The sequence below is a fragment of the Pseudomonas sp. PDM04 genome (assembly GCF_014851765.1).
GTDB lineage: Bacteria > Pseudomonadota > Gammaproteobacteria > Pseudomonadales > Pseudomonadaceae > Aquipseudomonas.
Map to the genome: position 1 here is coordinate 341,371 of NZ_JACVAI010000002.1, position 20,621 is coordinate 361,991.

Sequence of the window (20,621 nt, forward strand, 5' to 3'; positions counted from 1 at the left end):
CTGCAATGTCAGTTTTGTTGAGCATCGACCGCGTCTGTAAACACTTCGGGCCCTTCCAGGCGCTGGACCATATCAATCTGGATATCCAGCAGGGCGAATTCATCGTTCTGCTCGGCCCCAGCGGCTGCGGCAAGACCACCTTGCTGCGCTCGATTGCCGGCTTCATGCAGCCGGACTCGGGCAGCATCGCCATCGACGGCCAGGACGTCAGCCGTCTGCCGCCCTACCGTCGGCCCCTGAACACGGTGTTTCAGAACTACGCGCTGTTTCCACACATGACCGTGCTGGAGAACATTGCCTACGGCCCAAGGCGTCAGGGACTGGGGCGCAACGAAGCAAAGCTCAAGGCCAGAGAAGCCCTGGCGATGGTCGGCCTGGAGGCCCTGGAAGACCGTTTTCCGCGTGGCATGTCCGGGGGGCAACAGCAACGCGTGGCCCTGGCCCGCGCCATCGTCAACCAACCGAAACTGTTGTTGCTCGACGAACCGCTCTCGGCGCTGGATATGAAGTTGCGCAAGCGCATGCAGCTGGAACTCAAGCACCTGCAGGCCAAGCTGGGGATCGCTTTCATCTTCGTCACGCACGACCAGGAAGAAGCGATGACCATCGCCGACCGAATCGTGGTGATGAACGCCGGACGCATCGAACAGGTCGGGACCAGCAGCGAAATCTACAGCGCCCCCGCCTCGCGTTTCGTCGCGGACTTCATTGGCGAGGCCAACCTGATCGGTTACGAGGCCCGCGACAGTGGTGAAATCCACCTGGCGGTCACCCATACCCCATTGCTCTACATGGCGAGGAACCTGTTGCCACGCGGCACGGCCGTGCTGCGCCCCGAGCATGTGCAGGTACTGGATGCCTCGAGCCTGGAAAGCCCCGGGCGCTGCGAACTCCACGGCACGGTGACCGATGTCATCAGCGTGGGCAGCCACACCCTGGTCCACTCCATGATCGACGGCCAACCCGTCGTGGCCCGAACCATGGGCTTGCCCCGGGCCGACCTGATCTCTGGCAGCGCGGTGCGCCTGGGCTTCGATCCGGCGCACCTGCACCTGATCGGGGAAACGCTATGAGACGCACCGCACTCGCGCCGTCGCTGATGCTGTTCGGTGCCCTGGCGTTCTTCACTGCGTTCTTTCTGGCGCCCTTCGCGGTGGTGATCTTCGCCAGCCTGACCACCAGTGGCGACCAGGCGTTCACCCTGCAGCACTACATCAAGGTGCTGGGCGATCAGTACCACTGGGACGTGATCCTCGTGACGTTCCGCATCGCCGCCCTGACCACGCTGATCTCGTTGCTGCTGGGTTATCCGCTGGCCTGGTATCTGGTGCGCGTCGTGAAATGGCGAGCCTGGCGTCGCGCCTGCGTGATCCTGCTGGTGGTGCCGATGTTCACCAGCAACATCGTGCGCTCGTTCGGCTGGATGGTGCTGCTGGGGCGCAAGGGCCTGGTCAATCAAAGCCTGATGGACGTCGGCCTGATCGACACGCCGGTGCGCTTCCTGGGCACCGAACTCGGCATCCTGATCGGCATGGTCTACATCCTGCTGCCGTTCATTGTGCTGGCGGCCGGCAACGCCCTGGCGCAGGTCGACCCGGCCTACGAACAGGCGTCCGACGATCTCGGTGCCAGCCCTCGCGCGACGTTTTTCCATGTGGTGTTGCCGCTGACCATGCCCGGCATCATTTCCGGCTCGATCATGGTGTTCACCCTGGCGGCCAGCGCCTACGTCACGCCAGCGCTGCTGTCCGGCGGGCGGATCTCGGTGCTGTCGATGCTGATTTTCCAGCAATACAGTTCGGTGTTCGATTTCAACTACGGCGGAGCACTGAGCGTGGTGCTGCTGATCTTCACCCTGGTGATGGTCGGGCTCGCCGGGCGGGTGGGCAGCATTCGGGGGAGCCAATCATGATCACGCAACTCTTGGTCAGACTGGTGGCGTGGGCCGTACTCGGCTACATGCTGCTGCCGCTGGTGGTCATCCTCGGCGTCTCGGTCACCGCGACCTCCTTCCTGGCGTTCCCGCCACAGGGCTGGACGCTGGACTGGTACGGCAAAATGCTGAGCGACCCGAGCTACGTGGCGTCCTTTGCGACCAGCACGATCCTGGCGCTGGCAGCGACCTTCGTCGCCGTGTTGCTCAGCGTTCCGGCCGCCCTGGCAATGGCCCGCTACGAGTTTCGCGGCAAGGGCACGATCCTCGCAGCGCTGACGTCACCGCTGGTGTTCCCGCACATCGTGCTGGGCGCGGCGTTGTTGCAGTTCGGCGGCTACCTGGGCTTGACCCGCAGTTTCCTCGCCCTGCTGATCGGCCACACCATCATCATCTCGCCCTTCGTCCTGCGGTCGGTGCTGTCGATGCTGACGCCCGAACAGCGCGCGCTGGAAGAAGCCTCGAGCGATCTGGGCGGGACACCCTGGACCACGTTCTTTCTGGTGACCCTGCCGCAGATCCGGCCGGGCCTGGTGACCGGGTCGATTTTCGCGTTCATCTCGTCCTGGATCAACGTGGAGCTGTCGATCTTCAACACCACCCCGGACCTGAACACCATCCCGGTGAAGCTCTTCAATTACGTGCAATACACCGTCGACCCGACCATCGCGGCCGCCTCCGGCGCCACCATCCTCGTCGTCGTGATTGCCGTGATCATTCTGGACCTGTGCATCGGTCTCGACCTTTTGTCAGAACGCAAATAACCCTCACACCAAACATCCCGCAAGCCAGGAGTGCAGTCATGCGCATGCAAGACACGTTCGATGTCATCTATACCCATACCGAAGGCGAGCCACTGTGCATCGTCCACAGCGGTATTCCCTACCCTGCCGGCTCGAGCATTCTGGCCAAACGGGCCTTCCTCGAGCAGAACTACGACTGGGTACGCAAGGCCCTGATGCAGGAACCCCGTGGCCACAAGGACATGTTCGGGGTGTTCCTCACCCCGCCTTCGAGCAGCGAATTCGACGCTGGTCTGATCTACATGGACGGCAGCGTGTACTCGCACATGTGCGGCCACGGCACCATTGCCGTGAGCATGGCGATGGTCGCCCTGGGCCTGGTGCCGCGTGGCAAGGACGGCATCACCAAAATCCGCTTTGAAACCACGGCCGGGCTGGTCGTGGCCGAAGTGGCATCGGAAGGTGAAAACGTGCTCTGGACCCGGTTCGAAAACGTGCCGGCCTATGTTGCGGCACAAGACATTCCGATCCAGCTTCCCGGCTATGGCGACCTCAAGGCCGACCTGGTGTGGGGCGGCAACTATTTCGGCATCGTCGACCTGACCGACTGCGACCTGCGCATCAGTCCGGACAACGGCAGCGAACTGTCGCGCCTTGGCCTGCTGGCACGGGATCAGATCAACAGGCAGTTGAAGATTCAGCACCCGACCGAGGCGCACATCAACGACCTCAACTTCATCACGTTCTGGCACCCGGCGACCATCGAAGGCGCGTTCTACAAAAACGTCCACGTCTTCAGCGCCGGCCAGCTCGACCGCTCCCCGGGCGGCACGGGCACCAGCGCGATGATGGCGATGTTCGAGGCCCGCGGGAAACTGGGGCTGAACCAGCCGATCCTGTCCGAAGGGCTGCTGGGCAGTGGCACGTTCGAAGGCTGCCTGCTCGGTGAAGTGGACCTCAACGGCACCCGCGCCGTGCGACCCACCGTCAAGGGGACGGCGAGCATCCTCGGCACCTCGCGCTGGGTGATCGAACGCAACGACCCGGTGGGCGCAGGGTTTGTCATCAACTGAAGAATAGTGGGAGCGGCTTGCTCGCGAGGGTCGTCAACGATAACGCGCAAACCCGGTGCCCCGCGGCGTTCTCCAGTCCATCGCGAGCAGGCTCGCTCCCACAGCACTGCGCTCACCGAGAATCACTGTAGGGGCGAGGATCGTCAACGGTAACGCGGTTGATCCGATCAGTCGTTATTGGTCGAAGACACGCGGGTTGACCAGGTTGACGATCGTCACCGGCACAAACGAAACGGCCGCCGTGCCCGCAATGATCAACACCGCTGCCGCGACACCCAGGTGATCGCCGGCGTAACCATACAGCACGGGAGCCAGCGCCCCTGCACCGATGGTGCCGGTGTAGAAAACCGAATAGCTCTTCTCCAGCGTTGCCGGGTCCACCACATCGTTGACCGCGCCGTACAGGACCGACGATGTGCCATTGAGCACGACACCCAGCAACGGCAATGCCAGCATGGCCAGGGTCAGGGGCGAAAACAGCACCACGGCGATCAACGCTGCGGTCAGCAACTCCGTCAGCAGAATGGTCCTGGCGCTGCCCAGCACATCCGCGATCCAGCCACAGCAGAACTTGCCGATCGCCCCACCGATGAACACCAGCGTCAGCCCCAACCCTGTCTGGGCCAACGAACCGCCATGAGCCTTGATGATGAACGGCAGAAAGGTGAGGAAACCCATCCGGACCGCGCTGTCCAACACCGCCGTCGCCAACAGGGCTTGAAAGGCTCGCGGATACCCTGCGGCCGGACTGTCGGCGCGGACGGGTGTTCTGGACACTGGAGCCTCGCCACCGGCGACGACGTTTCTGAGCAGTGACCAGACCAGTGCAGCGGCCAGCAGCCCCACGCCGGCGTACATCATCAGCACATTGTGATAGGTGCCGTAGGTCAGTAGAGCGGCGGCCGACGCCGGCAGAATCGATTTGCCGACATCCCCTGCAAAGTTGTAGAGACCCAAGGGTCTTTTCGCCGCACCGCCGTAAGCCCTTGCCACCATGGCCGAGGCAATGGGATGTTGCACGCTTGCGCCGATTCCCGCGATGACCAGCGCGCCGCCCAAGGCCACTGCGCTTCCCGCCAGACCGGCGAGGAACCAGCCCAGCGCGGTCACCACCGTCGAGACAACGAGCAGATGGGCAGGCCTGAATTTTTTCGACAACGTTGCAGCCGGAATCTGCAGGGACGCGAGGGTCAACGCATAGGCACTTCTGAGTACACTCAGCCACACATAGCTCAGGCTGAACATTTCCTGCCAGACCGGAAGAAACACATACACCAGGTCGCTTAAACCATCATGGGCGGCGTGGGCGGTACAGGCGGCGACAAGGGTATTCTTGTTCGAGGTGCGTTTAATATCCGAAACGTCAGATGCAGGAACTGAAGAGGCCATGGTTTCATGTCGCGCGAGGGTGGAGGGACATTGTGTCCCTTGGCAACGCATGGCCGTTAATGAAAGGAATTGATGCCCTATGAGATTGTTTGAGAGGGATGGCAATGGCGATTAGGAAGTTTCCATCCATGACAGCGCTGCGCGGCTTCGAGGCCTGTGCCAGGTACCTGAATTTCTCCCAGGCCGCCCTGGAGCTGCACATCACGCAAAGTGCGATCAGTCATCAGATCAAGCAGCTGGAAGAGATCATGGGCGCGCAGTTCTTTGATCGCAGCTCAGGCGCCATGACGCTGACGAAGGCCGGTGCCGAGTTGCTGCCGACTGTCCGCACGTTCCTCAAAGACATCAACGCCCTCGCCGGCCGGTTCGAGCGTGATGCCCAGGGCCAGTCGATGGTTGAGCTGTTCGTGCATGACTCCTTTGCCAACACCTGGCTGATCCCTCGCTTGCCCAGGTTCTACGCGGCCCATCCGAATATCCGGATTCAGCTCAATACCGATGAGTTTTCAAGATTCGACAACCCCAGCGCACAGGCCGCCATCCGCCTGGGAGAAGAGAGCGCCGCCTGGCCGGGTTTGTTCTCGGAGTTCATCCTCCCGGAGCGGATCTTTCCGGTGTGCAGCCCTGCCCTCATCGCCCGCCTGGGGCTGCCCGGCAGCGTGGCGGAGGTCCTCAAGTACCCGATCATCCTGCGCTGGCGAAGCCTGCAAAATGGGGAAATGGTCTCCACGCCCTCATGGGATTACTGGCTGCAGAAGAACGACCTGTCGTCGTTGCCGTTCGAATGCGTTCTCACCGTTCCTCACTCCAACATGGCTGTTTCAGCGGCCATCCGAGGCCTGGGCGTGGCCATGGCCCGGACGTCGCACCTCTCCGATGAACTGGACACCGGATCCCTTCAAAAACTGGTCACGGAGGAAATGAACTGCGGCACCGGCTATCACTTTCTGTGTTCGCCCGGGAAAGAGAGCACGCCTGAAATCCGCAGGATCCTGGAATGGTTCAGAAGCGAGAGCCTGCAACTGACGGGTCGATGATGGCGCAGTGCCAAGAGCCAACGCATAAGCTCATTCCAACACGATATTTAGAGCGTGCTCGGGACCCTGCCTAGAATCGGCCTCTTTTGTCAGCGGATCCACGCCACGATGTCTCGCCTTACCGTCCTCGATCGCCAGCACCTCGAACCGTCCACCGCCCATACCTTCGACCGACTCTTGCAGGACTATGGCCCCTACGCCAGCCTGCTGGGCGCATTCGCCCACCGGCCACCTGCGCTGGAGTATTTGTTCGGTTATCTGGTGCAGTCCAAGCGCGATGCGCTGATCTCGCCGCGGCACTTGGAGATCGCCCTGCTCACGGCGTCCAAGGCACACGCCTGCCATTACTGCATCACCCTGCACGAGCCGAAGCTGGCGGCGCACGGCATCAGCCAGGAGGCGATCGAGCACCTGCTCGACGACCAGGTGCCGGGGCTTGATGCACAGGATCTGCTGGTTCGTGACTACGCCCGCCTCGTCACCCTGACCCCCGAGCGCATCAGCGACGACGTCCATCGCCGGCTGCGCGAGTACTACAGCGAAGAGCAGGTGGTGGAGCTGACCATCCGCATTGCCCTGTGCAGTTTCTTCAAGCGCTTCAATGAAGCCCTCGAAGTGCCGAACGAAGACATCGTCGCTGCCGAACTGCACCCGGAGCCAGCGGTATGACCGCCAAGCTGGCGATCAGTCATCTGCGCAAATCCTTCAACACCGATGGCCAGCCGGTACCGGTACTGGACGACATCAACCTGCAAGTCCAGGCCGGCGAGTTCGTCAGCATCATCGGCCCTTCGGGCTGCGGCAAGTCGACGCTGTTCAACATCCTCGCCGGGCTGCTGGAACACGACAGCGGTCGTATTGCACTGGACGGCCACGAGGTGCCGCACCTGCGCGGGCGGGTGGGCTACATGCTGCAGCGTGACCTGCTGATGCCCTGGCGCACCGTGCTGGAAAACGTGATTGTCGGCCTGGAAGTCAAGGGCGTCGCCCGTGCCGAATCCATCGAGCGCGCGCGCGAGTATTTGCAGGATTTCGGCTTGCTGCCCTTCCAGAACAGCTACCCCAAGGAGCTATCCGGTGGCATGCGTCAACGCGTGGCGCTGGCGAGGACCCTGCTGCCTGACCCGGACATCCTGTTGCTCGATGAACCGTTCTCGGCCCTGGACTACCAGACGCGCCTTTACCTGGAGGCCATGCTGGTCGATACGGCCAGCCAACAAGGCAAGACGGTGGTACTGGTGACCCACGATATCGATGAAGCCATTGCCCTGTCGCAACGCATTTATGTGCTGAGCGCGCGCCCTGGCCGGGTCAAGAGCGAGCAACGCATCGAGTTGCAAACCCGTTCACCGCTGGAGGCGCGTCACGACCCGCGTTTCGCCGGTTACTTCGACCTGCTGTGTCGGGAACTGGACATCCAGACTGCCGCCAGGAAACAGGCCTCATGACCCCATCCACTTCAACGACTGCGCTGGCAGTCAACACCCCCGCACCACGAACCCGACGCCGCCTGCCGGTCGGCCTGGTGCAACTGGCGATCCTGTTGCTGGTGGTCGGCACCTGGGAATACGGCGTGCGCGCCGGGTTCATTTCCGCGTTCCTGTTCGGCTCGCCCAGCGGCACTGCGCTGGCCGGCTGGAAGCTGATCCAGTCAAGTGAACTGTGGGAGCACGCTTACTACACCTTGTGGGCCTCCATCATCGGTTTTGTCGCCGGCACCGTGCTGGGCACCGTACCGGGATTGCTGTTGTGGTACTCGCCGTACGTGGCCCGGGTGATCGAGCCGTTTCTGGTGGCGATCAACAGCGTGCCGAAAATTGCCTTCGCGCCATTGGTGATCCTCTGGTTCGGCACCGGCCTGGTGTCGAAAATTGCCCTGTCGATTTCCCTGACCTCGATCGTTGCCTTGCTCGCGGCGTTCCAGGCCGCCAAGGACACCGACCCGGACCTGCAGAAAATGCTGATTTCCCTGGGCGCCAGCAAGTGGCAGATATTCGCCAAAGTGGTGGTGCCCTCCTCCCTGCCCTACGTGATCAGTACCTTTCGCATCAACATCGGTTTCGCGCTGGTAGGCACCGTGGTCGGTGAATTCATTTCGTCCAGCTACGGCATCGGCCATGTGATCTTCGTCGCCTCTTCACTGTATGACCTGAACACCGTGTGGGTCGGGATTTTCAGCCTGATGGCGTTGGGCTTTGTGCTCTACGCCGGGGTCGAGTTGGCCGAACGAAAATTGCTGCGCTGGAAAGACCAGACCTACGCCACGAACTTCAAACTCTAGGAACTCGCATGAAATTGTCCCCGTCCATTCGACTGGCAGGTTTTGCCCTGGCCTCAACGCTGTCCCTGGGCGCTGTTGCCCAGGACCAGACCGTGGTCTCGGCCGCCTTCAAATCGGTGTTTTACCTGCCGGTGTATTTCGCCGAGGAGCACGGCTATTTCAAGGACGAAGGCCTGAACGTGCGCATCGACGTTGCCTCGTCCTCAACCAACGCGCTGGCGGCGGTGATCGCCCGCAGTGCCGACTTCTCGCTGCACGGACCGGAATGGACGGCGATCTCCTACAGCCGTGGCGCCCCGGTGAAAATCGTCGGCGGCACCCTCAATCGCCTGGGCGTGTGGCTGACCTGCAAGGCAGATGTGACGTTCAACGGTTTCACCAGCCTGGCCGGCAAGACCATTTCCACCGGCACCATGCCCACCACCAGCACTTCCGCCTTCCTGAGGCTGGCGCAGCAAGCCGGCCTGGACCCCAAGAAGGACCTGAACATCCTCCAGGTGCCGATGGGCAACGAGATTGGCCCGCTCAGTTCCGGCCAGGCCGATTGCGCCGTGTTGTATGAACCGGGCGCTTCGCAGGCAGAGGCGCAGGGCTACAAGGTGGTCGCGGCGTTCTCGAAACAGATGGGTCCCTACACCTTCTCCGCCATTTCGACCCGCAAGGACATCGATCCGGACACCTCGCACAAATTCGTCAGCGGGATCGACCGCGCACTCAAAGCCATTCACAAGGATCCCGAAGCCGCTGTTGCCAGCGGCTTGAAACTGTTCCCCAACCTGGACCCGGCCGTGGTGCGCGCTTCGGTACTGCGCCTGATCAACGACGGTGTATTCGCCGACTCGGTGGCGATCGAACCGAAGGCGCTGGAGGATGCGCTGGCGACGCAGGTGGATCTGGGCAACTTGCAAGAGATTCCGAAGGATCCCAGCTGGATTGATTTGCAGTGGGCGGATCAGCAGGCAAGCAAGCGCAATTAAGCTCAGCGCCGCCCGCCAGAGGGAGCGTGGACCGGTCACCTGGTTTTTCCGCCACGGTTCAACTGCTTGTCCAGCGAAATGTGGCTTCGTTGAGTGCAGCGCCAGTACCGGGCTGCGCGAACGGCATCAATCCAGCGACTCCGATTCGTTGCTTCCACCTGAACGGGCTGGAGTCAACTCGCCGCTGGCGAGTCAAACCGCCAGCTCGGCTGCGCCTCGCGCACGACCTCGGCCACCCAGTCCACGAACGCCCTGACGGTCGGTGACAGGTGACGGTTCTTCGGGTACATCGCCGACAACGGGACGGCAGGTGAGCTGTAGCGGGTAAGCACGCGCACCAGGCGCCCGTCCGCCAGATGGTCACGCACCATGTAACTGCCAGCGCGGATCATGCCCAGGCCTTCGGCGGCGGTGACCACGTAGGCGTCGGTGTCGTTGACGATCAGGCGTTCGCGCATGCGCACGCTGCGGTATTCGCCATCAACCACGAAATCCCACTCCAGCGAGCGCGCTGTTCGACTGGACAGGTAACCGACCGCCCAGTGATCCGCCAGGTCCTCCAGGGTTTGGGGCTCTCCATGTCTGGCGAGGTATTCGGGGGACGCGCAGGTCACCCATTCGAACGCGCCGATGCGCTTGGCCACCAGCGTCGCCGAGTCTTCGGGTGTGCCGGCGCGAATCACGCAGTCGATGCCTTCCTGCACCAGCTCGACCGTGCGATCGTTCATCGTCAGGGTCAGTTCGATTTCCGGAAAGGACGCCTGGAAATCCTTGAGCCTTGGCAGCACCACTAGCCGCGCCAGCGACAGCGTCATGTCGACGCGCAATCGACCTTGGGGGGTCCCGGCGGAACCCGGGAAGCTGGATTCGACCGCTTCGATGTCCGACAGCAAACGTCGGCAGTGGTCGTAGTAAAAGGTCCCTTCCGACGTCAGGCTGATGTGTCGGGTGGTGCGGCGCAACAAGGACACGCCGAGAAACGCCTCCAGGTCCTTGACCGCACGCGTCACCCGCGAAGGCGGAAGCGAAAGGCTGTCGGCGGCGCGGCTGAAGCTGTGCATCTCGACCACACGGGTGAAAATCTGCATCGACTGAAAGCGGTCCACGTCGTCTCCCCTGACCAGGGACTTTATTCCCCATGAAGCAATAAGTTTGAATGTTACGTCGGTAAAACCCGCTCATACCGATGGTTTGCTGTGAAACGCGCCGATGGGTCGCCCGGACATAATTCCAAATGAGGCAATAAAATTAGCCAGATTCGTGTCTAGATGTCCATGACCGCCGTGCCCAGACTGAAGTCCTACCACTTCACCAGGCATGCCCTCATGAATCCTATCAAGAAGTCACACCTGGCAGCCCTCGCCGTTGCCATCGCCGCGGTCACCGTTGGCACTGCCCTCCTGGACGACCGCGCGACCGTACACCTCCAGCCTTTACGGCGTTTACGGGACCCACGAGTTCCTCGCGGTAGAGCAATACACCCACCTTCTTCGTTGGCACGAGACCCTGGCCGCACGGCCTGCGGTCGCTCGCGGCCGAGTGGTCAATCGCACGTCCGGGGCACCGGGGGAAAACCTGCGCGAACGCCATGATGCATCCGATTTCGATTCACTGACCCAAGAGAAAATCTGACATGAAACTGTACTACTCTCCCGGCTCCTGCGGGCTGGCCTCACAAATCGCCCTGCGCGAAGCACAACAACCCTTCGACCTGGTCAAGGTTGATTTCGCCACGAAAACCACGCCTGAGGGTGATTACTACAAGGTCAATCCGAAAGGATTCGTGCCCGCCCTGAAACTCGATGACGGCGACCTGATGACCGAAGGTGCGGTGATTGTGCAATGGATCGCAGATGCCTATCCGCAGTACAAACTGCTGCCGGCGTTTGGTACCAAAGCCCGTTACAAGGCATTGGAGTGGCTGAACTTCGTTGCCTCCGATTTGCACAAAGGCATGGCGGTGATGTTTTCATCGCTGATTGATGCACCGTCCAAAAGCCAGTACGCCAAAGGCAGCTTGTTCAGTAAATTCGAATACATCGATGAGCACCTCTCAGCCAACAACTACGTGCTCGGCGATGAGTTTTCGGTGGCCGACGCCTACCTCTACAACGTCCTGTCGTGGCCACCACGGGTAAACCTGGACATCAGCGGCTACGCCTCGATCCAGCAGTTCATGGCCAGGATGGAGCGGCGGCCGAGCGTTCGCGACTCCCTCATCGCCGAAGGGCTGATCGACTAAGCCTCAGACATGTGCTGCGCACCCACACTGCGCAGCGCATCGTTCACACAACCCGGCAGGCCCGTGGCCTGGGCCGTTATTCCAGCAAATGGAATTGTCCATTGCCTTGGGGAGGCATTGTTTCCAGCGCCCAAACGTTCAACCATCACAGCCATTGTCAGCGTACGCCTGACGCGAATCTATCGTGCAATCAACGGGGATATGAATGTGAAAAAAGTCCTGATGCTCCTCGCCAATGGCATCGAGCCCATGGAGATGGCCGCCTTCACCGACATCCTCGGTTGGGCCGATTTGCTGGGTGAGGAAAACATCCAGCTGGTCATGGCAGGACTGCGGCCGGAAATCACTTCGACCTTCGATGTCATCATTCGCCCGAACAAACTGTTGGCCGATCTGGACCTCGACGAATTCGATGCCCTGGCGCTTCCGGGTGGATTCGAGCCCAGCGGTTTTTACGACGAGGCGTTGAGCCAACCCTATCTGGACACCATCAAGCACTTCATCAACGCCGAAAAGCTGGTCGCCAGCGTGTGCGTTTCGTCACTGAGCCTGGGTCGCGCGGGCGTGCTGAACAACCGCAAGGCAACGATCTACCACCAGGTCGGCGGACGCCGCAAACAACAACTGGTGGAGACCGGTGCCGAGTTCATCGACCGGCCGATGGTGCGCGACGGCAATGTCATTACCTCCAGCGGACCGGGCACCGCATCGGAAGTCGCTTTTCTGCTGGTTGAAATGCTCACCAGTAAAAGCAACGCGCTCACCATTCGTAAAGTCATGCGTTTCCCCACGCCGGATGCCCAGTGGTACCACACCGCGCAAGTGGAATAACGCCCTCGAATTTTCACAACGCTGACCACCCTCCCGACAATCGATGCCTGTTCGATTGACGGGAGCGTGTCGCCCACTGTTCACCCCCAAGGAAACAAGCACATGACCCAACTGATCAATGGCATCGATGTCACGGCCCTCAAAGATTTCGCCCAAAGCATCGTGGAAGATCCATCCAGGCGCTTCGCCCGCTTCAATGTGATAACCCGTTGGGAGCACCAGACCCGCAGCGTCGCAACCGTGTCCCGTTACCACTTGAGTGGCAACGACTACGACCGCCACTTTGAAATCGAGGCTGACGAGCCGGTGGAACTGCTGGGCAAGAACACGGCGCCCAATCCTCAGGAACTGTTGATGGCGGCTTTGAATGCCTGCCTGTCGGTCGGCTATGCGGCGAATGCCTCGCTGATGGGTATCACTATCCACCGCCTGGAAATCGAAACCAGCGGCGAGCTCGACCTGCGCGGTTTCCTGGGTCTGGATGACAGCGTCAACCCTGGCTATGACGAAGTCAGCCTGGTGGTGCGCCTGCACACCGATGCGCCCAAAGAGCAGGTTGAAGAACTGCACCGTGTCGCGACCCGCACCTCGGTGAACCTTGCCAACTTCACCAAGGCGATTCACGTGGTGCCAAAACTGGAAGTGATTGGCGGCTAGACTCCCTCGCAGGAAGACGGGCTCACCCCTCCAGCGCGCGCCTCACAAAAACCGGTTGGCTGCTCACCAACCGAATACCCTCAGGCCCGCTTTCCAGCAGCCGCCGCTCATGTTCGGCCACCAGAAGCTCCAGCTCGAAGCCTTCGGCTGCCGGGAAACGGGACGCGACCTCGCGAGCCGCGCTCGACGCGTTTGCAGTGTTGGAATCGAAGTGGCCGAGCAGTTTGCCGTATTGCCGGATGATCAGTCTGTGGGTTTGCATTCGAGGCCTGCCTGTATGGGTGGGTGGTGTTGATTCTTCAGGTTGCCGAGGGCCAATAGAGAGAATCAGGCGTGCTGCGAGCACCGAAGATCGCCTGCCCCACACGGACCACAGTGGCGCCTTCCTCGATGGCAATTTCGTAGTCGCCCGACATCCCCATCGACAGCTCATCGAGCTCGATACCTGCGGGCGCATCCTGACGCAGCTGATCGCGCAACTCGCGCAGCAGGCTGAAGCAAGCCCGGACGCGCTCAGGTTCTGCCGAAAGCACGGCCAGGGTCATCAACCCACGCACGCGGAGCGCGGAAAACGCTGGCAGTTCGCCAAGGAACGCCGGAACATCTTCAGGCCGCAGCCCGTACTTGCTGTGTTCGCCAGACGTATTGACCTGAACGAAAACGTCGAGCGACCTGCCGGCGTCCTGCAGGTGCCGATCGAGCGCGCGTGCGAGGCGCAAACTGTCCAGCGCCTGGAATTCACTGGCGAATTGCGCCACGACCTTGGCCTTGTTGGTTTGCAGGTGGCCGATGACTGACCAGCGCAGCGATTGGAGGTCGCTCATGGCCTGCCATTTGCGGCTCGCTTCCTGCACCTTGTTCTCGCCCAGCAATACACAACCCGCTTGGTGCGCCAGGCGAATGCGCGACTCTTCGACCGTTTTGCTGACTGGCAGCAGGCGCACGCTGTTCAGGGGGCGGCCGACACGGGCGCAAGCCGCCTCGATCCGGGCATTGACGGTGGCCAGGTTGCGCCGGAAGTCCTCGACGGTCTCGGCGATTGGCCACAAGCCATGCTGGTCATGGCGGGTCTGGGTGGGTGGATTGGCGCTGTGTTCGCTCATGGCTGCTTCTCCTGTGGGCTTCGGATCACTGGCTCGTTTCCAAGCACGGTGATCTCCGATATGCTTTGTCTGTGTCTAAATTTATATTGGCATAGGACAATGATCAAAATCAAAGGAAAATCGGCGCAAGAGATCGCCGACTGCGTTCGTGCCCTGGTGCACAGCGGCGAACTGGCCCCCGGGGCGTCGTTGCCACCGGTGCGCGAGCTGGCGTTGGAGATCAACGTGAATCGCAACACGGTCGCGTCGGCCTATCAGCGCCTGGTGACGGCCGGAATTGCCATCACTCAGGGACGGCATGGCACGACTATCTGCCAAGCCCCTCGTGCGGGCGAGCAGGAGGGCTTCAGCAGCGGCACCGCGCTGATCGATCTGGCAGACGGCAACCCCAATCCTGCGTGGCTGCCCTCGGTCGCGTCGCTCCTGGCGGGCTCACTGGCTCGTCCTTATCTCTACGGCGACGACACGATTCTTCCCGAACTGCGGCTGCTGGGGGAGAAGTCGCTCGGCCCCGATTGCCCCGCGCCCTGGAGCCTTGAACTGACCCACGGCGCAGTCGACGCCATCGAACGCCTGGCCGCCGCGCTGCTGGTCCACGGCGATGCCGTCGCCATTGAAGACCCCGGTTTTCTCGGTAGCCTCAATGCACTGCGCCTTGCCGGCATGCGCACATTCGGCGTCGAGATTGACCAACAGGGCATGACGCCGGCTTCTCTGGAGGCATCGCTCGCCAAAGGTGCAAGGGCTGTGCTGATCACCCCTCGGGCGCAAAATCCGACGGGTTGCAGCCTGACGAAGAAGCGCGCGCAACAATTGCAGAAAGTCCTGACCAGGTATCCGGATGTGGCGCTGATCGTTGACGATCATTTCGGTTTGCTGGACGAAACGCCCTATCACTCGATCATCCCGCCCGGCACCCAGCGCTGGGCGCTCGTGCGCTCGGTGTCCAAGGGGCTCGGACCGGACCTGCGCGTGGCATTCGTCGGTTGTGACACCGTGACAGCAGAACGCCTGCGCACCCGGCTCACGTCCGGTACGTGCTGGGTCAGCCACATTCTCCAGGCCGCAGTCATCACAGGCTTGACGTCGAGCGACGCCCTCGCCCGGATGAATGAGGCGCGGCTGGGATACGCGCGCCTGCGCCAGGAACTGTGCGACGAACTTGCGCAGGTGGGCATCGCCGTAACCCCACCGGAGGGCGGCTTCAATGTGTGGATTGCCCTGCCCGGGGACGCGAAGGATGTCGCCTACGAACTGGCGAAAAAAGGCTGGCTGGTTCGCCTGGGGACGGCCTTTGATGTGGACGGCGAATCCAGGGCCATTCGGGTCACCGTGTCGCACCTTCAGACGGATCAGGCAAAGGCCTTTGCCCGCGATCTGAAGGCTTGCCTCTGACGTTTTAACCAAGAGTTCAGCGAGGAAAAAATGAACGTACATTTTGTGGTACACGAGGCTTTCGAATCGCCAGGCGCTTACGAGACCTGGGTCGAGAGCCGCGGCCATCAAGCCAGCTATTCCCGCGTCTATCTTTACGATGAGCTGCCGCAAACCCTGGACGACATCGATCTGCTGGTCGTGATGGGCGGTCCTCAGGGTCCATCGACAACCCCGGAAGAATGCCCGCACTTCGATGCCGCCGCCGAATGTGCACTGATCGCCAAAGCCGTGGCCGCCAACAAGCCAATCGTGGGCGTGTGCCTGGGCGCTCAACTGCTCGGTGAGGCATTGGGCGCACACTGCGAACACAGCCCGGAACCGGAAATCGGCAGCTACCCGATCACCCTGACCGCTGCCGGCAAAGCCGACGCAAAGCTTGCGCACTTCGGCGATACGCTCGAGGTCGGCCATTGGCACAACGACATGCCCGGGCTGACCGCCGACGCGCAAGTCCTCGCTGCCAGCGAAGGCTGTCCGCGCCAGATCATCCGGTACGGCCAAGGGGTGTACGGTTTCCAGTGTCATATGGAGTTCACCCGTGAGGTCGTCGAGTTGCTCATCGAGGCCTCCGCAGACGATCTGCTGAAGCTGGCTGATCGACGGTTCGTGCAGCAGGCCGAGGCGTTGCGGGCGAGTGATTACGACGAGATGAACCAAAAGCTGTTCGGGTTTCTGGATGCCCTCGTTCTGGAACACAAACGATGAGCAACTTGAAAACACCGCAGCCCCTGTAGGAGCGAGCATGCTCGCTCCTACAGGGGCTGCGTCGTGGTCACGGTAAAATGCCGCCTTGTTGGGATTCGCACTCAAATAGCAATTGCTATCATTTACAGACGAGAGACATTTATTTAAGCTTCCGCCGCGATTTATCCGCTCGCCTGCCAGAGAAGCCCGACCATGTCGTTTGTCTCCTTCATCGCGTTGCTCCCCGGACCCCGTCATTGAACTGGCAGGACATCGACCTGCGCTGGGCCTACAGCGATCTGTTGCTCAGTCTCAGCCGGCAAACCCGCTGCGTGCAGCGCGCCTATGACGTATTGCACGACGCGCTTATCCGTTTTGCCCTTGCCCGCCCTGCGCAGCCGGTGACGCAGCCCAATGCCTACCTCAGGCAGGTGGCCCAGTCGGTGTTGATCGACCATTTCCGCCGCAACGCCCGTTTTCAGCCCCTGCCCGATTACCACGAACAAAACGATGACACGCACTTTGCCCCGTCCGCCGAACACTTGCTGGACATCCAGCAACGGCTGACCGCCCTGCAACGTATTCTCGACTGCCTGCCTGCGCGCTGCCGCGAGGTCTTCTGGCTGGCGCGCATCGAGGGCTGCTCGCAGAAAGAAATCGCCGAGCAGTTGGACATCAGCGTGAACATGGTCGAACGCCACATGGCCAGGGCCCTGGTCGACATGCGCAACGCCCGCGAATTGCTGCGTCGATGAGCACCGCCCGCGAACAGGCGGCGCTGTGGTTCGCGCGCCTGTACAACGGCGCCGACGACCACCCGGAACGCCCGCAGTTCGAGGCCTGGTTGGCCGAAAACCCGCTGCACCTGACCGAGTATCGTGAACTGGCCGAGCTGTGGGGCGATTTCGCCTCGGTGCGACACATCGAGGCGCTGGCCCAGGCAATGGAACTTGATCGCCGGCGCCAGCGTCGCCGCCTGATACAGAGCGGCGGGCTCGCCGTGTTGCTGGTGTTGGGCGGCCTGTTCACCTGGCACGTCCACCGGTACGGTCCGGTGGAGCTCGATCTGCACACCCGCATCGGCGAACGACAGGTGCAGCACCTGCGTGACGGCAGCGAACTTTCGCTCGATGCCGATACCCACCTGCACCTGCGTTTCGACAGCACAGTGCGCCAGGTCGAACTGCTGCGCGGTGAGGCGATCTTCTCCGTGGCGCGCCAGCCCGAGCGCCCCTTCGTGATCGACAGCGGCCTGGCCCAGGTTCGCGTCCTGGGTACGCGTTTCGTGGTCAACCGCCTGCCTGACCGACTGCGCATCAGTGTCGATCATGGCACGGTGCAGGTCGACAGCCTCTCCCGTCCCGGCGAGCGCCTGATGCTGGAGGCCGGACATGTGGCGGAGGTCAGCGCCGACGGACGCCTGCAACGCCTGTCCCGTGCCGCCGGCGATGCCTTCAGTTTCCAGGACGGCAGCCTGGTGTTCGATCAAGCCGACCTGACCGAGGTCGCCGCCACCCTGTCGCGGTATCGGCAGGCCCCGGTGCGTGCCGCCAACGGCAAGAGCCCGCGCATCAGTGCGGTGGTGCAGCTCAGCGATATCGACGGTTTCCTCCACTCGCTTCCCAAGGTGTTGCCGGTTCGTCTTCGCGAAGAATCGGGCACCACGGTCATTCAGCCCCTATAGCCTTCACGAATACCGGGCAATAGCGACCGCTCGTCGGCATCGCAAATAATTCGCAATCACAACATCAGGGTAAACCCGGCTTCGAGCGTTAGACAAAGGAGCTATCCAACACAAGAAGGATGATGTGCATGCACATGCAAGTAACGCTGCGGGCCCTGTCGGCCATCGTGGCCATGACATTGGCGACCCATACCCTCGCCGCCCCTGTGAATCTTGACCTGCCCGCCCAACCACTGGCCGTTTCCCTGCGGCAACTGGGCGAGGTCGCGGGCGTGACGATTGCGGTCGACAGCCGCCTGGTTCAGGGCCGCCAGGCTCCGGCCTTGAGCGGCACGATGGACGCGCAAAGCGCACTCCTGCGCCTGCTCGCGGGCAGCGGACTGACGTACCAGCAAAGCGGCAATACGCTGATCGTGCTTGAAACCGGCAGCGCTGCAATGGAGCTGGGCGCCACCAACATCAACGGCTTCGCCCTCGGGGCCACCACCGAAAACACCGGCTCCTACACCACCGGGTTGACGGCCACCGCCACCAAACTGCCGCTGTCGATTCGCGAGACACCACAGTCGGTGAGCGTCATGACCCACCAGCGCATGGAAGACCAGAACCTCACCCAGTTGCTGGACGTGGTCAAGCAGGCACCGGGCCTGAGCGTCAATCAGGGGGGCAACGCCGGCTCGGACTCCAGCCTGATCTACTCGCGCGGTTTCGTGGTGGAGAACTATCAGGTCGATGGCTTGCAGCGTCTGGACAGCGGTTACAACTCCGTCGCGCAGAGCAGCGACATGGCGTTGTACGACCGTGTCGAGATCATCCGTGGTGCCACCGGTCTGACCAATGGCACAGGCACACCGGGCGCCACGGTCAACCTGATCCGCAAGCGCCCCACCGCCGACTTCCAGAGCAGCGTATCGGTGGCCGCGGGCTCCTGGAACTACCGACGCGATGAAGTCGACGTCAGCGGCCCCTTGAACGACAGCGGCACCCTGCGCGGCCGAGTGGTCGGCGCCTATCAGGATAACGAGTCGTACATCGACCGCTTCAACGAGCGCAAGAAGGTGTTCTACGGGATCATCGAAGCCGACCTCACGCCCGACACGCTGCTGACCTTCGGCATGGACTCGCAGACCCACGACGCCGACGACCACGCCCGTGGCGGTCGCCCGCTGTTCAACAGCGACGGCTCGCGTGCCAAATGGTCCCGATCGGATTCGGCGGCGGCCAGCTGGGCCTACTCCAACCGCCATTTCACCAGCGGCTTCGCCACGCTCGAGCACAACCTCACGGAACGCTGGAAAGCCAAGTTGACACTCAACCGCGACCGCTACGAATACGATGAGGTGCTCGGCTACGCCGCCGGTGGCAACCCCGACCCGGCCACCGGTGCCGGGGTCAACCTGTGGGCCGGACGCTGGGCTGCCAAACCGGTGCAAACCAGTGCCGACTTCAACCTCTCCGGCAGCTTCGACCTGTGGGGCCTGGAACATGACGCCGTGCTGGGCTATACCCGCCAGCACACCCAATATCGCTCCAGCAATTTTCCCCTGTGGCGCTTCGACGGCTGGAGCGGTGCCATCTCCAACATCTATGAGTGGAACGGCGACTTCCCGGGCATACCTCCCATGCCCGCCACCGGGCGTGCGGACCACAAGGAAGATCAGGCCGCGACCTACGGCAGCACGCGCCTGCGCCTGAGCAACGAACTGTCGGTGATCCTCGGCGCCCGGGTCAACGACTGGAAAAACACCGTCAAGACCGAATACTACGACGGCTCGCCAGACACCGACGAACGCCGCAGCGAGACCGGAGTGGTCACGCCATTTGCCGGCGTGGTCTATGATCTCGATCAGAACTGGTCGGTGTACGCCAGCTACACGAGCATCTTCAAACCCCAGAGCAACAAGGACATCAACGGCCAATACATCGACCCACTGGAAGGCGAAAGCTACGAGCTGGGCAGCAAGGCATCGTTCTTCGACGACCGCCTGAACTTCGGTCTGGCGGTGTACGAAGTCAAGCAGGACAACCTGGCCGTGCTGATCGAGCCCAACGTCCCGGTCACCGGCGGCGGCTTCGCCTATCGCGCCGAATCCGGCACCAAGACCCGTGGGTTCGAAGTGGAACTGAGCGGCGAACTGGCCACCGACTGGCAGGCCAGCGCCAGCTTCAGCCGCAACATCGTGCAGGACGCCGAGGGCAAGAAGCTCAACACCAACGTGCCGCAGAACACCTTCAAGCTGTTCACCACCTACACCCTGCGCGATATCGGCAACGGGTTGACCGTCGGCGCCGGCGCCAACTGGCAGAGCAGGATCTACAGCAACAACCAGGGTTTGAATCGCGTGCGCTTCACCCAGGACGACTACGCCGTGGTCGACCTGATGGCACGGTATCCAATCACCCGCCAGTTGAGCGCCACCGTCAATCTGAACAACGTTTTCGACAAGTCGTACTACACCAGCACCGCCGGCAGCAGCTACTACGGCACACCGCGCAACGCATCGCTGGGGCTGAAATACAGCTTCTGAAGCACCGCGCAATGGGAGAACC

22 protein-coding genes are annotated in these 20,621 nt (G+C 61.9%); 18 read left to right on the forward strand and 4 right to left on the reverse strand.

The features are described 5' to 3' along the window. Positions 1-5: 5 nt before the first annotated feature. The 4 genes from IB249_RS08320 to IB249_RS08335 are packed head-to-tail and all read left to right on the forward strand — an operon-like array spanning position 6 to position 3,749. Positions 6-1,073, forward strand: a complete 1,068-nt coding sequence (locus tag IB249_RS08320; protein WP_192303470.1) for an ABC transporter ATP-binding protein — start codon at positions 6-8, stop codon at positions 1,071-1,073. Further along, positions 1,070-1,912: an ABC transporter permease gene (locus tag IB249_RS08325; protein ID WP_192303472.1), complete on the forward strand. Its 843-nt coding sequence runs from the start codon at positions 1,070-1,072 to the stop codon at positions 1,910-1,912. The genes IB249_RS08320 and IB249_RS08325 overlap by 4 nt, the downstream gene beginning before the upstream one ends. Further along, positions 1,909-2,697 (forward strand): ABC transporter permease, encoded by a 789-nt coding sequence (locus IB249_RS08330; RefSeq protein WP_192303474.1) that lies wholly within the window; start codon positions 1,909-1,911, stop codon positions 2,695-2,697. Before IB249_RS08325 ends, IB249_RS08330 begins: the two co-directional genes overlap by 4 nt. Before the next feature lie 38 nt (positions 2,698-2,735). Continuing rightward, positions 2,736-3,749 carry a proline racemase family protein gene (locus IB249_RS08335; RefSeq protein ID WP_192303476.1) on the forward strand — a complete coding sequence of 338 codons (1,014 nt, stop codon included), beginning with the start codon at positions 2,736-2,738 and terminating at the stop codon, positions 3,747-3,749. Between the two features lie 174 nt (positions 3,750-3,923). On the opposite strand, the gene IB249_RS08340 is transcribed toward IB249_RS08335, so the two are convergent. Next, positions 3,924-5,138: an MFS transporter gene (locus IB249_RS08340; protein ID WP_192303478.1), complete on the reverse strand. Its 1,215-nt coding sequence runs from the start codon at positions 5,136-5,138 to the stop codon at positions 3,924-3,926. Between the two features lie 128 nt (positions 5,139-5,266). On the opposite strand from IB249_RS08340, the gene IB249_RS08345 reads away from it, so the two are divergent. The 5 genes from IB249_RS08345 to IB249_RS08365 all read left to right on the forward strand — a co-directional run bounded on the left by IB249_RS08345 (position 5,267) and on the right by IB249_RS08365 (position 9,433). Further along, a complete protein-coding gene (locus tag IB249_RS08345; protein WP_192303480.1) occupies positions 5,267-6,175 on the forward strand; it encodes a LysR substrate-binding domain-containing protein in 909 nt (302 codons plus the stop codon). A gap of 108 nt (positions 6,176-6,283) precedes the next feature. Then, entirely contained in the window at positions 6,284-6,844 is a 561-nt protein-coding gene (locus IB249_RS08350) for a carboxymuconolactone decarboxylase family protein (RefSeq protein WP_192303482.1), read from the forward strand. Next, complete coding sequence (locus tag IB249_RS08355) at positions 6,841-7,623, forward strand: ABC transporter ATP-binding protein (protein WP_192303484.1); 783 nt, start codon at positions 6,841-6,843, stop codon at positions 7,621-7,623. The genes IB249_RS08350 and IB249_RS08355 overlap by 4 nt, the downstream gene beginning before the upstream one ends. Then, positions 7,620-8,456: an ABC transporter permease gene (locus tag IB249_RS08360; RefSeq protein ID WP_192303486.1), complete on the forward strand. Its 837-nt coding sequence runs from the start codon at positions 7,620-7,622 to the stop codon at positions 8,454-8,456. The genes IB249_RS08355 and IB249_RS08360 overlap by 4 nt, the downstream gene beginning before the upstream one ends. 8 nt (positions 8,457-8,464) lie before the next feature. Then, on the forward strand, positions 8,465-9,433 hold the full coding sequence (locus IB249_RS08365) for an ABC transporter substrate-binding protein (RefSeq protein ID WP_192303488.1): 969 nt from the start codon (positions 8,465-8,467) through the stop codon (positions 9,431-9,433). A gap of 173 nt (positions 9,434-9,606) precedes the next feature. Here IB249_RS08365 and IB249_RS08370 read toward each other — a convergent pair whose 3' ends face one another. Then, the gene (locus tag IB249_RS08370) at positions 9,607-10,539 is read right to left on the reverse strand and encodes a LysR family transcriptional regulator (protein WP_192303490.1); all 933 of its coding nucleotides are present in this window, start codon (positions 10,537-10,539) and stop codon (positions 9,607-9,609) included. A gap of 280 nt (positions 10,540-10,819) precedes the next feature. On the opposite strand from IB249_RS08370, the gene IB249_RS08375 reads away from it, so the two are divergent. From IB249_RS08375 to IB249_RS08390, 4 genes are all read left to right on the forward strand, one after another. Continuing rightward, positions 10,820-11,065 (forward strand): hypothetical protein, encoded by a 246-nt coding sequence (locus IB249_RS08375; protein WP_225606878.1) that lies wholly within the window; start codon positions 10,820-10,822, stop codon positions 11,063-11,065. A gap of 1 nt (position 11,066) precedes the next feature. Beyond that, complete coding sequence (gene gstA / locus IB249_RS08380) at positions 11,067-11,675, forward strand: glutathione transferase GstA (protein WP_192303492.1); 609 nt, start codon at positions 11,067-11,069, stop codon at positions 11,673-11,675. A gap of 207 nt (positions 11,676-11,882) precedes the next feature. Then, complete coding sequence (locus IB249_RS08385; RefSeq protein WP_192303494.1) at positions 11,883-12,506, forward strand: DJ-1/PfpI family protein; 624 nt, start codon at positions 11,883-11,885, stop codon at positions 12,504-12,506. Positions 12,507-12,608: 102 nt separating this feature from the next. Beyond that, the gene (locus IB249_RS08390) at positions 12,609-13,163 is read left to right on the forward strand and encodes an OsmC family protein (RefSeq protein WP_192303496.1); all 555 of its coding nucleotides are present in this window, start codon (positions 12,609-12,611) and stop codon (positions 13,161-13,163) included. Between the two features lie 22 nt (positions 13,164-13,185). On the opposite strand, the gene IB249_RS08395 is transcribed toward IB249_RS08390, so the two are convergent. Both IB249_RS08395 and IB249_RS08400 read right to left on the reverse strand, forming a co-directional pair. Further along, positions 13,186-13,425, reverse strand: coding sequence for a cytoplasmic protein (locus IB249_RS08395; RefSeq protein ID WP_192303498.1), 240 nt, complete (start codon positions 13,423-13,425; stop codon positions 13,186-13,188). A 37-nt stretch (positions 13,426-13,462) separates the two neighbouring features. Next, positions 13,463-14,266, reverse strand: coding sequence for a YggS family pyridoxal phosphate-dependent enzyme (locus IB249_RS08400; protein WP_192303500.1), 804 nt, complete (start codon positions 14,264-14,266; stop codon positions 13,463-13,465). A 99-nt stretch (positions 14,267-14,365) separates the two neighbouring features. Here IB249_RS08400 and ptsJ point away from each other — a divergent pair, with 99 nt between their 5' ends. The 5 genes from ptsJ to IB249_RS08425 all read left to right on the forward strand — a co-directional run bounded on the left by ptsJ (position 14,366) and on the right by IB249_RS08425 (position 20,599). Beyond that, the gene (ptsJ, locus tag IB249_RS08405) at positions 14,366-15,661 is read left to right on the forward strand and encodes a transcriptional regulator PtsJ (RefSeq protein ID WP_225606879.1); all 1,296 of its coding nucleotides are present in this window, start codon (positions 14,366-14,368) and stop codon (positions 15,659-15,661) included. Between the two features lie 30 nt (positions 15,662-15,691). After that, the gene (locus IB249_RS08410; RefSeq protein ID WP_192303502.1) at positions 15,692-16,408 is read left to right on the forward strand and encodes a type 1 glutamine amidotransferase; all 717 of its coding nucleotides are present in this window, start codon (positions 15,692-15,694) and stop codon (positions 16,406-16,408) included. Positions 16,409-16,644: 236 nt separating this feature from the next. Further along, on the forward strand, positions 16,645-17,142 hold the full coding sequence (locus tag IB249_RS08415; RefSeq protein ID WP_225606880.1) for an RNA polymerase sigma factor: 498 nt from the start codon (positions 16,645-16,647) through the stop codon (positions 17,140-17,142). Beyond that, positions 17,139-18,071, forward strand: coding sequence for a FecR family protein (locus tag IB249_RS08420; RefSeq protein WP_192303506.1), 933 nt, complete (start codon positions 17,139-17,141; stop codon positions 18,069-18,071). The genes IB249_RS08415 and IB249_RS08420 overlap by 4 nt, the downstream gene beginning before the upstream one ends. Positions 18,072-18,199: 128 nt before the next feature. Continuing rightward, positions 18,200-20,599 carry a TonB-dependent siderophore receptor gene (locus IB249_RS08425; protein WP_225606881.1) on the forward strand — a complete coding sequence of 800 codons (2,400 nt, stop codon included), beginning with the start codon at positions 18,200-18,202 and terminating at the stop codon, positions 20,597-20,599. Positions 20,600-20,621 lie beyond the last annotated feature (22 nt).

What these genes read in the sequence shown, in the direction of transcription:
- IB249_RS08320 (WP_192303470.1), top strand. Translation starts at nt 6, where the DNA reads ATGTCAGTTTTGTTGAGCATCGACCGCGTCTGTAAACACTTCGGGCCC.
- IB249_RS08325 (WP_192303472.1), top strand. Translation starts at nt 1,070, where the DNA reads ATGAGACGCACCGCACTCGCGCCGTCGCTGATGCTGTTCGGTGCCCTG.
- IB249_RS08330 (WP_192303474.1), top strand. Translation starts at nt 1,909, where the DNA reads ATGATCACGCAACTCTTGGTCAGACTGGTGGCGTGGGCCGTACTCGGC.
- IB249_RS08335 (WP_192303476.1), top strand. Translation starts at nt 2,736, where the DNA reads ATGCGCATGCAAGACACGTTCGATGTCATCTATACCCATACCGAAGGC.
- IB249_RS08340 (WP_192303478.1), bottom strand. Translation starts at nt 5,138, where the DNA reads ATGGCCTCTTCAGTTCCTGCATCTGACGTTTCGGATATTAAACGCACC.
- IB249_RS08345 (WP_192303480.1), top strand. Translation starts at nt 5,267, where the DNA reads ATGACAGCGCTGCGCGGCTTCGAGGCCTGTGCCAGGTACCTGAATTTC.
- IB249_RS08350 (WP_192303482.1), top strand. Translation starts at nt 6,284, where the DNA reads ATGTCTCGCCTTACCGTCCTCGATCGCCAGCACCTCGAACCGTCCACC.
- IB249_RS08355 (WP_192303484.1), top strand. Translation starts at nt 6,841, where the DNA reads ATGACCGCCAAGCTGGCGATCAGTCATCTGCGCAAATCCTTCAACACC.
- IB249_RS08360 (WP_192303486.1), top strand. Translation starts at nt 7,620, where the DNA reads ATGACCCCATCCACTTCAACGACTGCGCTGGCAGTCAACACCCCCGCA.
- IB249_RS08365 (WP_192303488.1), top strand. Translation starts at nt 8,465, where the DNA reads ATGAAATTGTCCCCGTCCATTCGACTGGCAGGTTTTGCCCTGGCCTCA.
- gstA (WP_192303492.1), top strand. Translation starts at nt 11,067, where the DNA reads ATGAAACTGTACTACTCTCCCGGCTCCTGCGGGCTGGCCTCACAAATC.
- IB249_RS08390 (WP_192303496.1), top strand. Translation starts at nt 12,609, where the DNA reads ATGACCCAACTGATCAATGGCATCGATGTCACGGCCCTCAAAGATTTC.
- IB249_RS08395 (WP_192303498.1), bottom strand. Translation starts at nt 13,425, where the DNA reads ATGCAAACCCACAGACTGATCATCCGGCAATACGGCAAACTGCTCGGC.
- IB249_RS08400 (WP_192303500.1), bottom strand. Translation starts at nt 14,266, where the DNA reads ATGAGCGAACACAGCGCCAATCCACCCACCCAGACCCGCCATGACCAG.
- ptsJ (WP_225606879.1), top strand. Translation starts at nt 14,366, where the DNA reads ATGATCAAAATCAAAGGAAAATCGGCGCAAGAGATCGCCGACTGCGTT.
- IB249_RS08410 (WP_192303502.1), top strand. Translation starts at nt 15,692, where the DNA reads ATGAACGTACATTTTGTGGTACACGAGGCTTTCGAATCGCCAGGCGCT.
- IB249_RS08420 (WP_192303506.1), top strand. Translation starts at nt 17,139, where the DNA reads ATGAGCACCGCCCGCGAACAGGCGGCGCTGTGGTTCGCGCGCCTGTAC.
- IB249_RS08425 (WP_225606881.1), top strand. Translation starts at nt 18,200, where the DNA reads ATGCACATGCAAGTAACGCTGCGGGCCCTGTCGGCCATCGTGGCCATG.